The organism is Streptomyces sp. SID12501 (assembly GCF_010550245.1).
Taxonomy (GTDB): Bacteria; Actinomycetota; Actinomycetes; order Streptomycetales; family Streptomycetaceae; genus Streptomyces.
Window position 1 is genome coordinate 1 of record NZ_JAAGLU010000638.1, and the last position, 444, is coordinate 444.

Annotated in this window: 1 protein-coding gene; it reads left to right on the plus strand. The window is 66.7% G+C overall.

Going from position 1 to position 444, the window contains the following annotated elements; translation table 11 throughout:
• A partial coding sequence (locus G3I71_RS47670) for a penicillin acylase family protein (RefSeq protein WP_164325197.1) occupies positions 1 to 444 on the plus strand: 444 nt, incomplete at both ends.

Below are 444 nucleotides of genomic sequence, written 5' to 3' on the forward strand. Positions count from 1 at the left end.
CCGACTGGGGCTACGGCACCCGCAGTCAGCGGATCAACGACCTCATCGAGGCGAAGATCAAGGACAGCGGCAAGATCTCCACCGACGACATGCGCACCATGCAGATGGACAACAGCAGCGAGATCGCCGCGCTGCTGACCCCGATGCTGGCCAAGATCCAGGTCTCGGACCCGGAAGTGCGCTCGGCGCAGAAGCTGCTGGAGGGTTGGAACTACACCCAGGAGCCCGACTCGGCCGCCGCCGCCTACTTCAACGCGGTCTGGCGCAACATCCTCAAGCTGTCCTTCGGCGACAAGATGCCGAAGGAACTGCGCATCGAGGGCAGCTGCGTCAACGTCCGCGACCAGACCAGCGGTCCGGCCGACGACCTCGCCGAGCTGGTCCGCGAATGCGGTACCCGAGGCGCCGACTCGGCCCAGCCCGACGGCGGTGACCGCTGGTTCG